At 63.4% G+C, this 10228-nt stretch carries 11 protein-coding genes; 7 read left to right on the top strand and 4 right to left on the bottom strand.

The genetic code is table 11. The features are described 5' to 3' along the window. From I55_RS15645 to I55_RS36035, 3 genes are all read left to right on the top strand, one after another. The coding region (locus I55_RS15645; protein ID WP_044561512.1) for an amidohydrolase family protein at positions 1-277 on the top strand (277 nt) is incomplete at its 5' end. Positions 278-322: 45 nt separating this feature from the next. Then, positions 323-1261: a hypothetical protein gene (locus I55_RS15640; protein WP_044561511.1), complete on the top strand. Its 939-nt coding sequence runs from the start codon at positions 323-325 to the stop codon at positions 1259-1261. A 261-nt stretch (positions 1262-1522) separates the two neighbouring features. Further along, on the top strand, positions 1523-3073 hold the full coding sequence (locus tag I55_RS36035) for a P-loop ATPase, Sll1717 family (protein WP_148293767.1): 1551 nt from the start codon (positions 1523-1525) through the stop codon (positions 3071-3073). A 61-nt stretch (positions 3074-3134) separates the two neighbouring features. Here I55_RS36035 and I55_RS15635 read toward each other — a convergent pair whose 3' ends face one another. Continuing rightward, positions 3135-3614: a YchJ family protein gene (locus tag I55_RS15635; RefSeq protein ID WP_044561516.1), complete on the bottom strand. Its 480-nt coding sequence runs from the start codon at positions 3612-3614 to the stop codon at positions 3135-3137. Positions 3615-3882: 268 nt separating this feature from the next. Here I55_RS15635 and I55_RS15630 point away from each other — a divergent pair, with 268 nt between their 5' ends. From I55_RS15630 to I55_RS15615, 4 genes are all read left to right on the top strand, one after another. After that, complete coding sequence (locus I55_RS15630; RefSeq protein WP_044561510.1) at positions 3883-4254, top strand: hypothetical protein; 372 nt, start codon at positions 3883-3885, stop codon at positions 4252-4254. Between the two features lie 214 nt (positions 4255-4468). Next, the gene (locus I55_RS15625) at positions 4469-4648 is read left to right on the top strand and encodes a hypothetical protein (protein WP_044561509.1); all 180 of its coding nucleotides are present in this window, start codon (positions 4469-4471) and stop codon (positions 4646-4648) included. Positions 4649-4928: 280 nt separating this feature from the next. Next, complete coding sequence (locus I55_RS15620; protein WP_252181168.1) at positions 4929-6179, top strand: Bcr/CflA family multidrug efflux MFS transporter; 1251 nt, start codon at positions 4929-4931, stop codon at positions 6177-6179. Positions 6180-6474: 295 nt separating this feature from the next. After that, complete coding sequence (locus I55_RS15615; RefSeq protein ID WP_044561508.1) at positions 6475-8019, top strand: efflux transporter outer membrane subunit; 1545 nt, start codon at positions 6475-6477, stop codon at positions 8017-8019. Positions 8020-8087: 68 nt separating this feature from the next. On the opposite strand, the gene I55_RS15610 is transcribed toward I55_RS15615, so the two are convergent. The 3 genes from I55_RS15610 to I55_RS15600 form a co-directional block, all read right to left on the bottom strand. Next, entirely contained in the window at positions 8088-8879 is a 792-nt protein-coding gene (locus tag I55_RS15610; RefSeq protein WP_049974174.1) for a MerR family transcriptional regulator, read from the bottom strand. A 204-nt stretch (positions 8880-9083) separates the two neighbouring features. Next, the gene (locus tag I55_RS15605) at positions 9084-9869 is read right to left on the bottom strand and encodes an exodeoxyribonuclease III (protein ID WP_044561513.1); all 786 of its coding nucleotides are present in this window, start codon (positions 9867-9869) and stop codon (positions 9084-9086) included. Between the two features lie 77 nt (positions 9870-9946). Then, complete coding sequence (locus I55_RS15600) at positions 9947-10147, bottom strand: YbdD/YjiX family protein (RefSeq protein WP_199902610.1); 201 nt, start codon at positions 10145-10147, stop codon at positions 9947-9949. Between the last annotated feature and the right edge of the window lie 81 nt (positions 10148-10228).

Raw genomic sequence — 10228 nt, 5'->3', positions numbered from 1 at the left:
GCACGACATCGGCGAGGGCGACCACGCCCGCGAATTCGCCCTGCTGGCCGAGGCCGGGGTGACGCCGGCCGACGCGCTGCTGTTCGCCACCCGCAACGCCGCCGACCTGATCGGCGCCACCGACCGCATCGGCACCGTGCAGCCCGGCCGCTATGCTGACCTGATCGCCGTGGCCGGTGACCCCCTGACCCATCTGGAGTTGATGGAACAGGTGCGGTTTGTCATGAAAGGGGGCGTGGTCTACAAGGCGGACGGTCGCGCGGTGCCACAGCCGTGACGTGGCAGCCGACGTGAAGCAGGCGACGTGAAGGAGGGGCGATCAATGCGCGAGGGGCATGTCGGGCTGGTTGACCGCTGGCGCACCCGCATCCCGTCTTTCCGCACCTTCCTGGAACGGGCCCAGACGGACGGGCGGCTGGCGGTCTACGACCTGCTGCCGTTGGTCTGGACGCCCCGGGCGCGGGACGTGGTGGCCGGCATCGTCGCGTTCTTCCAGGCCAAGTCGCTGTGGCCCCGGCCCAGCAACCAGGCGCGGTCGTGGGCGCGGGACCTGGCCTGGCAGGGCCTGGTCCCCCTGCCGGCCCTGGACGGGGAGGTCGCGGCTGAAATCCGCACCTATTTCCAGGGTGTGCCCTGCGCCGATCCCTACCGCCCGCACCTGGGTCGCTTCGCCTGGGACCAGCCGGCCAGCGACGAGACCAACATGGCGTATTACGCGGTGCAGGACATCCTGGCCGCGCCCCATGTCATGGCCCTGTTCAACGATCCCACCCTGCTGGACGTGGCGGAGCTGTACCTGGGCTGCAAGCCGGTGCTGGACAACATCGGCTGCTGGTGGTCCTACGGCGACCGGCCGGTGGCCAAGGGCACCCAGCGCTACCACCGCGACTGGGACTCGCTGAAGGGCTTCAAGCTGTTCATCTACCTCACCGACGTGGGGGAGGAGGATGGCCCCCATGTCTTCGTGCGCGGCAGCCACCGCGACCCGCGCCTGGCCGTGGGGCCGGCGCAGCCCGACGACTTCGTGCACCGCGTCTTCGGCAAGGACAAGGTCGCCACCCTGACGGGGCCGGCCGGCACCCGCTTCCTGGCCGACACCTTCGGTTTCCACAAGGGCCTGCTGCCCGGCCGGGGCCGGCGTCTGCTGCTGACCGCCCAGTACAATGTGAACCCGTCCCCCCACATGCCCCGCCGCCCCTGGCTGTCCCGTGACAGCCATTTCGACCCCGACGTCAACCGGCTGGTGATGAAGCGGCGTTGAAAAATCTAATGGGGCTTCTCTATATATCTGGTGGCGGTCTTTCATTTGCCAATCTGCGCAATCTTCCTGAAAATCTTCGGTATCTTCATTTCGCGTTTTTGGTAATGTTGACGCAAGCCATCATGTTCATGTTGGCAAGCTAAGGGTGAAATTTAAAATGGTTATGCCATTTTGATTGCCATCCTATAGTGGATGAACCATATTAAATTCCAATTTCCTGAGCTTGTCGGGTTGCGGTATTTCGTGCCAGGGGGGGGGATTATGAAGGATGGCAATAAGCAGGATAGAGAATTTCCCATTCTTTCGGAAATAGATTTTGGAAGGCCGGATGCTAATGCTGAACATGATACTTCCATAAAGAACAATAGCATCCCGCTTTATCAAAGCTGCTTTGTTCATCCCCCAATTAGCTTCAAAGCTGACTTTGACAATGGCACCCGCTTCTTTATAGTTGGGCAGAAGGGTGTTGGAAAGACGGCATTCTTGCGTGTTATGTACGATAATCTGAGTAAATTAGGTTACTCTGTGGAGTATATTGTTTTCAACGAAAGAATTTCGCAAGACGAGCAGATTTACTCTCCTGAGGATATACTTGTTGATAGGGAGGATATTTCAAAAACAACCTATCATCTTCATTCAATTAAAAGGATATTAATGGCGATTATTCTAAAGAAGATATACGATAACTATGATGATATTGGAAAAAAAAGTCTGATAGACAGAGTTAAGCAGAATGAATCCCCATTAATCTGGAGAATCATTCATTCGGCGCCAGCCGACATCGTTAGGAAGGTTTGCGATGATATCACGGACATTGTGTCATCATCAAATATAGATGTTAAGTCTATAACAAAAGGTAAAGTAAAGATTAATCCAGAGCAGCTAATAAAAAGAAAAAATGATTCTCTGTTAAAGGAGTTAATCGGGATTCTGAAAGAATCAAAAAATAAGTACGCTATTTTTATCGATGAGATACAGTATGTATACTCTGATGATGATGCATATAGGGAGGGGGCGACGCTTGTGCGAGATATGATAGTATCCGCGCTGAATTTGAATAGAGCATTCATAGCGGCCAAAGCTGATGTTACTATATATTTGGCGATGAGGTCAGAGTTTCTTAACCATCCAATTATAGCAAAAGCAAACGTAGCGCAGTCTATTGAGTCATATGGGGAGAAGTTGTTCTGGAGATATAGGCAAAGGGATCACGATGATCCCCTAATATCAATTGTAACAAAAAGAATAAAAATAGCACATGATAATGGTTTTACAAATTCAGATCTGTTTAAATATTACATGGCAAACATAACACCAAAAGATCTAATATCATATACATGGAGAAAGCCTAGGGATGTAATACGCTTTTTCTCTAAGGCGCGTGAAATATACCCAGGCGAAAGGCTTTTAAGTCAATCTCAAATATCTGATGTGTTAACACAGTATAGTTTAGAGTGCTGGGAAGATTTAAAGCCTGCTGCTGCTACTCTTCTAAACGAAAAAGGCCTAGTCAGGTTACAGACAGCACTTGAGGAAATTGCACCAGATTTTAATGATCCAAATTACGGCATGCCAGCAGCAAAATTTATAGAGAAATTGAAACCAATTTATGATTCCTTTGACAAGGAAATTAAAAACTCACAGTCTCCTGAAAGCCTATTTTATTTCTTATATTCCATCGGTATATTTTATAGCTATATCAAAGATGGAAATCTTAAGCGTGTATCATTTGCGTGCCTTGGTCATCAGAAGCCCTATTCGGGCGGATTCATTCGGCTGCATAGGACGCTAGTTAGGGCATTCGCCAAATAGAGATTAAGGAAAAAACCCCACTGGCGCGCGCCGGTGGGGTTCCGTCACATCTAGGCCCCCCTCAGGCGCCGTGGCACTTCTTGTACTTCTTGCCGCTGCCGCAGGGGCAGGGGTCGTTGCGGCCCACCTTCTCCGCCGTGCGCGGGCGCGGGCCCATGGCGCCGTCGACGTAGTACCAGCGGCCGTCGCGCTTCTCGAAGCGGCTGGTCTCGTGGTGCAGGTAGTCCTTGCCGTCGAAGTGGAAGCGGGCCACGAACTCCACCTTCCCGGTATCATCCTCAGGGCCGCCGGCCTCGGTCCAGCGGACCTCCAGGCCCTGCCACTGGCTGTCGCGGGCCCACTGTTCCGTCTCTTCCCGGTTGAAGTCCTGCGCCGTTTCCGGCAGCAGGGTGCTCTGCAGGTAGTCGATGTCGTGCACGATGAAGGCGGAATAGCGCGACCGCATCAGGGCTTCGGCCGTGGGCGCCTGGGCGGTGCCGGCGTGATAGGGGCCGCAGCAATCTTCATAGGCGCGGTCGTTGCCGCAATGGCACTGGCTCATCATACGGTCTCAAGGGCTGGAAAGGATATCTGCGCAGCCAGATACCGCAAACCGGTGCCAGACGCCAGCGCGCAAAACCCTGCGCGCGGGCCTCGCGCGCCAGCCTTGCGCCGGGCGGGCCTTGCGGCACGGGGGTGTCGGGCACATTTGCTGTCATAGGATGTGCGCCCGGGCGACCACCGGGGCCGACCACCGCCGACTTGCCGGCCGACCCCATCCTGACCCGCCGCACGGTCCCTGCGTTTTTCGTTCAGGGAGTGCACGAACCATGTCCTTGCCTGGCACAACCGTTTCCGCCGCCGCCGCCGTGAGATGGCGCTTGCCCCGCATGGCCCTTAAGGGCCTGCTGGCCGGCCTGGCCCTGACGTCGCTGGCCGGTTGCGTGGCAGACGGCTACTACACGGCCCCCGTCTACACGGCCTCACCCGCCTACGATTATTACTATCCTTACTACGGCTACGGCTATGGGTACGGCTTCTACGGCTATCCCTACTATGTCGGCGTCGGCGGCTACTTCCCGCGCTATTACGGCGGCTGGGGCCATGGCGGCTATTGGCATGGACATCCGGGCTGGGGCGGTGGCCATTGGGGCGGCGGCCACTGGGGTGGTGGTCACTGGGGCGGACCCATCCACCACTGATGGTCAAGCGGGATGACGGGATTGCCCGGGCGCCCCGGTCCTGACGATGGGGCCGGGGCATTTCATTGCGCCCGTGCGCCATCGCATGAACCCGATGATGCCCAGCCCCCGCCGTCTTGTCGTCGCATTTGGCCGCCATCGTTCTCCCATGCCGACAGCCGTTCCCCAGCCCCGTCCAGGGCGCGGCGGCTAGGCCGAGATTGGAGAGGAAATCATGCAGACCGATCGATCCCGTTCCATTGTTACCCGCCTGCTGCTGGCCGGGATGGTGCTGGCCGGGTTGTCCGGCTGCGTGGTGGAGGAGCGTCCGTATCACCGGCACTACTACCACGATGGCTATGGCTATCGCGATGTCCCGCCGCCTCCGCCGCCGCACTACTGGCACAATGATTAAGATTTGACGTTCGGGCCGGCCCCGCCGGGCCAGGCCTGATCAAACCGGAGGAATCCCGGGGGCACCGGGATTCCTCCGGTTTCCATTTGGGCGGTTTCCATTTGGGCGGTTTCCGTTTGGGTTTCCAGCTGTCGCCGCGCCGCACGCGGGGCTGATCCGCTCAAAGGGCCGATTGGTTAGCGGCCCATCCGTGTCCATCATCAAGGGGCCCCCCATTGGGGGCGTGATACCGGGAATTCTGGATGGGGGACGGTTTGCACACCGCCCCAGGGGGTTGGTCGTGGTGGCGGAACGGGTGGCCGACGGGGCCGTGATGGTGCCCGCGGTGGTGGTTGATGGGGACCGGGAGGGCAGCGGGCTGTTCTCGCAGCGCGGCGTTGGTTTCGTCGCCATGCTGGCCATGCTGATGTCCTTCGGTTCCATGTCGGTGGACATGTATTTGCCGGCCATGCCCCAGATCGCCCACGACCTGGGCATCGACCAGGCGGGTGTCGAGTCCACCCTGACCGCCTTCTTCCTGGCCTTCGGGTTGTGTCAGCTGTTTTGGGGTCCCCTGGGCGACCGCTTCGGGCGCCGTGGCCCCATCCTGGCTGGCATCCTGCTGTACCTGGCGGGCAGCGCCGGTTGCGCCGCCGCCGCCGACATCACCACCCTCAGCCTCTGCCGCGCCATACAGGCGGCGGGCGCCGGTGCCGCGCCGGTGCTGGCCCGCGCCATGGTGCGTGACGTGTTCGACCGCGACCGGGCGGCCAGCGTCTTTTCCATGATGATGCTGGTCATGGGCATCGCCCCCATGGCGGCGCCCCTGGTGGGCGGCCAGGTGCTGGCCTTGGCCAGCTGGCGCGCCATCTTCTGGGTGCAGGCGGGCTTCGGCCTGGTGGCCATGGTGGGGCTGCTGACCCAGCGGGAAACCTTGAACCCGAGCACGCGGGTGCGGACGCCCTGGCTGGCGCAACTGCGCGCCTATGGCCAGTTGCTGCTCAGTGGCCGCTTCCTAGGCTATGCGCTGACCAGCAGCATGATCTACGGCGGCATGTTCGCCTACATCGCCGGCACGCCCTTCGTCTACATCGACTATTTCCACGTCCGGCCGGGGCTGTACGGCCTGCTGTTCGGCCTCAACATCGTCGGCATGATCATCGTCAACATGATCAACAGCCGCCTGGTGCTGCGCCTGGGCACCGACCGTCTGCTGGCCTGGGGGGCGGCTTGCATCGCCCTGTTCGGGATCGGCCTGGCGGTGGTGGGCTGGACCGGCGTGGGCGGCCTGTGGGCCATCGTCGGCGGCTTGTTCCTGTTCATGGCCTTCACCGGCCTGATCGGCGCCAACGCCACCGCCGGCGCGCTGGCCAACTACCCCCACATGGCGGGTACCGCATCGGCCCTGATGGGGACGTCGCAGTTCGTCACCGGCGCCATCGTCGGCACCCTGGTGGGCTGGCTGGCCGATGGCACCCCCTGGCCCATGACGGCCATCATCGGCGGTGTCGGCGTGCTGGGCTTCGTCTGCAACCGCCTGCTGATCCGCTGACGCCTGCCCCTCCCCCCCCCCGGGGGGGTCACTCACGAAACGGAACCGTCCGGCGGCGCAACACCGCCATGCGCGGGGGCCGCGTGGGACCGTTAACCCATGTGCGCCGCGTCACTGAGCCACAGGGGCCGCCGGATCTAAACAACTGCACGATCGTGCCGGTCCGGGCGGGGCCACTGACCAGTCTGGCGCGACCAGTCTTTATATCCAAGCGCCACATATTTCCTTGCCGACCCTGGCGCCGTTCGCGCGCCTTTGGGCATGAAACCGTTTTGCCGGATCGAAGGTCTTCACCATGTCCCGCACCCTGGCTTCCACCTCCTGGTTCCGCCGTCTGGCCACCCGCCGTCTGGCCGCCGCCTTCCTGCCGCTGATGCTGGCGGCCTGCGCGCTGGACGGGGAAACCCCGGCCGATCCCGCCAAGACGCTGGTGATGCCGTCCCACTGGGACGCCACCTCCACCCAGGGCGGGGCCGCCGACGGCACCACCAAGGTCGCCGTGACCACCGAGGCCGCCCCCTGGCCGACCACGGACTGGTGGTCGGGCTTCAATTCGGCGGAATTGACGCAACTGCTGGCCCAGGCCCGTGCCGACAACCCCGACCTGGGGGCCGCCGCCGCCCGCATCGCCCAGGCCGAGGCCCAGGCGGAAATCTCCGGCGCCTCGCTGTGGCCCAGTGTCCAGCTGGGGCTGGGCAGCACCCGGAGCGGCAGCCGCAACATCAAGGGTTCGGCCGCCGCCGGCCTGAACGGTGCCGTGCCGTTGAACGATTATGCCGGCAACGTGCATCAGGCCTCGCTGTCCGCCAGCTATGAGATCGACTTCTGGGGCAAGAACCGCGCGACCCGCGACTCCGCCCAGTTCAGCCTGGACGCCAGCCGCTTCGACAGCGAAACGGTGGCCCTGTCGCTCAGCAGCAACGTGGCCGCGACATACTTCCAGATCCTGGCCCTGCGCGACCGCCTGACCGTGGCCCGCGGTAACCTGGAAAACGCCCAGCACGTGCTGTCACTGATCGACGCGCGGGTGCAGGCCGGTGCCGACAGCCAGCTGGATCTGGTGCAGCAGAAGTCCACCGTGGCGACCCAGCGCGCCGCCATCCCGGCCCTGGAACAGCAGGAGCGCACCCAGCTGAACGCCCTGGCCATCCTGCTGGGCCGCGCGCCGGAAGGCTTCACCGTCCAGGCCAAGGGCCTGGCCGATGTGCAGCCGCCGGCCCTGGGCACCGGCGTTCCGGCCGAGCTGCTGACCCGCCGTCCCGACATCCGCTATGCCGAGGCGCAACTGGCGGCGGCCGGCGCCGACATCAAGGTGGCGCGCACCCAGATGCTGCCCTCCGTCACGCTGAACGCCAGCACGGGCGTGGAGGCGGCGACGCTGGCCCATCTGGTCAACGCTCCCACCCTGCTGTTCAGCCTGGGCGGCGATATCGCGCAGAGCCTGTTCTCCGGCGGCCGGCTGGAGGGCCAGGTCCGCCAGGCCGAGGGCCGGCACCGCGAGCTGGCGGAGGATTACCGCAAGGCCGCGCTGGCCGCCTTGTCGGACGTGGAAGGGGCCGTCTATTCCATCGACCGCTACCAGGACCAATACACCCTGCAGAAGGACGCCGTGGCCCAGAGCCAGCGGGCGTTCGAGCTGGCCGAGGACCGCTACAAGGGCGGCCTCACCGACCTGCAGACCCTGCTGGACACCCAGCGCACCCTGCTGTCCACCCAGGACACGCTGGCCCAGGTGAAGCTGTCGCGGGTGCAGGCCAGCGTCAGCCTGTTCAAGGCGCTGGGCGGCGGCTGGCAGGACGATGGCAGCAGCTTCCTGGCCCAGTCCAAGGTCGCGCGCTGATCTCCACCCGGCTTGAGTTCAAGGGAAACCCCGCCCCGGCTTTGGCCGGGGCGGGGTTGCTTTTGCGCTCACGCCTGCGCCGATTTCATTGCGGCGCCCACGTACTCCCACAGCCCCTGGTCGAAAGGCAGGCCCTGGCCTTGCGGGTCGCGGGTCAGCGCCTTCTGCCACAGGCCGGCGGTGCGGCTCTCCACCGCGGCGTCGCCCTGGGTGAAGGCTGAGACCAGGCCTTGCCAGCGCTTGGCCGCGGCCTGCGCGCGGGCGTCGGTGGCGGGGACGCCGGCATCGCGCAGGGCCTGGACGTCGGCGATCAGCTGGGTCCAGGCGCGGGCACCGTCGGCCGCCGCCTCCGGCGTGCCGGTGGGGGTCATCAGGGTCGCACGCTCCTCGGCCGTGTAGTCCTCGGCCAGGACGGTGCGCAGGGTTTCGGGCAGGGTATTCATGTTCAATCTCCGGATCAGGATGCACAGGTCATCGACGGAGATCGGGGTGGTGCCGGGGCGGGACGTGTCCGTGCGGGCCAGGGCCTGTTCCACCAGGTCCAGACCGGCCTGGGCCGCCGCCAGCCGCCCGCGCCAGAGGGCCGCCTGGACCTCCAGCACGCGCCGCAGGGACGGGGTGTCCCCGGCCAGGACCTTGGCGATTTCGGCCAGCGACAGGCCCAGGGATTTCAGCGCCTGGATGACGCCCAGGCGCTGAAACTCCCGCGCACCGTAAAGGCGCCAGCCTTTTTCGGTACGCGGCGGGTCCAGCAGGCCGCGCGCCTCATAGACCCTGAGCGCCCGGACGGTCAGCCCGGTACGGGCGGCCGCCTCCGCCGCTGTCAGCACCGGTTCCGTCCTGACCTGCTTCCGGGCCATGCCGCTCGCTTTCATAAGCACCGTTCGTTCCCCGATCCTGTGTCGATGAAGGGACGGTGCGGGTATGACCCAGGGTCCGGCTCAAGAGGTTTTTTCTACGAATTTACAGGCCGGCGACTGCCGGCCCCGCAAGCGAGCACCGTAGGGCGGAGCGAGGATGAGCCAAGCCGGCGGATGCCGGCGCCCGGCGTTTGAGGGAACAATTCAAACATAATCCACCGTCAGCGGCGCGTGGTCGCTGAAACGCTGGTCCTTGTAGATGGCGGCCGATTGGGCGGTGGCGGCGAAGCCTGGGGTGGCGATCTGGTAGTCGATGCGCCAGCCCACGTTCTTGGCCCAGGCCTGGCCCCGGTTGGACCACCATGTGTAGCCTTCCTCCCCCGCCTCAGGGTACAGGCGGCGATAGACGTCGACCCAGCCCTGTTCGTCGAACAGGCGGCTGAGCCAGGCGCGCTCCTCTGGCAGGAAGCCGGAGTTCTTGAGGTTGCCCTTCCAGTTCTTCAGGTCGATTTCCTTATGGGCGATGTTCCAGTCGCCACAGACCACCACCTGGCGTCCGGTCTGTGCCAAGGCCGCCATGTGCGGCAGGAAGCGGTCCATGAACGCGAACTTGGCGGCCTGGCGGTGGTCCCCGCTGGACCCCGACGGCAGGTAGACGGACACGACCGACAGGTCGCCGAACACCGCCTCCACATACCGGCCCTCGGCGTCGATGTCCTCATGCCCCAGGCCCACGATCACGCGGTCGGGCGCCTTGCGGCTATAGACGCCGACGCCGCTGTAGCCCTTCTTTTCCGCGTACTGGAAATAGCCGTGATAGGCGGCGCCGGCGGCGTCATTGGGCGCCAGCATCAGCGGCGTCATGTCCTCAGCCTGCGCCTTCAGCTCCTGCACGCAGACGACGTCGGCGTCCTGGGCGGCCATCCACTCGAAGAAGCCCTTGGTGGTGGCGGAGCGGATGCCGTTCAGGTTGGCGGAAATGATGCGCATGGAGGGGCTTTCGTCGGTTGGCACGAAAAAGAAGGGGGCCGCGGGGGCCCCCTTCTCGGTAAACAAATTCGGTGGGTTCAGCAACAGCGGCCGACCTTGCCGCTGTACCGCGCCTCCTGCCGTTCGCGGAAGAACTCCTCCCGCGACATGACGGGCTGGTCCGGATGGTTGAGGCGCCGGTGCTCGACATAACTGTCGTAGTCCGGCAGCCCCACCATCAGGTTGGCCATGCGGGCCACCAGCTTGGCGAAGGATTGCGGTTGGGCCTGCGCCGCCATGGGATCAGTCATCCCCGGCGGCGATGGCGGCACCACCCCCAAGGGAGACAGCGCCCACCTCATGCGCGTCGCCCGCGGGTG

Origin of the sequence: Azospirillum sp. B4 (assembly GCF_000333275.1) — a bacterium.
Taxonomy (GTDB): domain Bacteria; phylum Pseudomonadota; class Alphaproteobacteria; order Azospirillales; family Azospirillaceae; genus Nitrospirillum.
The sequence above is the reverse complement of the archived record's forward strand: the minus strand, read 5'-3'. Positions and strand labels throughout refer to the sequence as shown.

Coding starts and splice junctions, on each gene's coding strand:
- I55_RS15640 (WP_044561511.1), top strand. CDS start 323: ATGCGCGAGGGGCATGTCGGGCTGGTTGACCGCTGGCGCACCCGCATC.
- I55_RS36035 (WP_148293767.1), top strand. CDS start 1,523: ATGAAGGATGGCAATAAGCAGGATAGAGAATTTCCCATTCTTTCGGAA.
- I55_RS15635 (WP_044561516.1), bottom strand. CDS start 3,614: ATGAGCCAGTGCCATTGCGGCAACGACCGCGCCTATGAAGATTGCTGC.
- I55_RS15630 (WP_044561510.1), top strand. CDS start 3,883: ATGTCCTTGCCTGGCACAACCGTTTCCGCCGCCGCCGCCGTGAGATGG.
- I55_RS15625 (WP_044561509.1), top strand. CDS start 4,469: ATGCAGACCGATCGATCCCGTTCCATTGTTACCCGCCTGCTGCTGGCC.
- I55_RS15615 (WP_044561508.1), top strand. CDS start 6,475: ATGTCCCGCACCCTGGCTTCCACCTCCTGGTTCCGCCGTCTGGCCACC.
- I55_RS15610 (WP_049974174.1), bottom strand. CDS start 8,879: ATGGCCCGGAAGCAGGTCAGGACGGAACCGGTGCTGACAGCGGCGGAG.
- I55_RS15605 (WP_044561513.1), bottom strand. CDS start 9,869: ATGCGCATCATTTCCGCCAACCTGAACGGCATCCGCTCCGCCACCACC.
- I55_RS15600 (WP_199902610.1), bottom strand. CDS start 10,147: ATGGCGGCGCAGGCCCAACCGCAATCCTTCGCCAAGCTGGTGGCCCGC.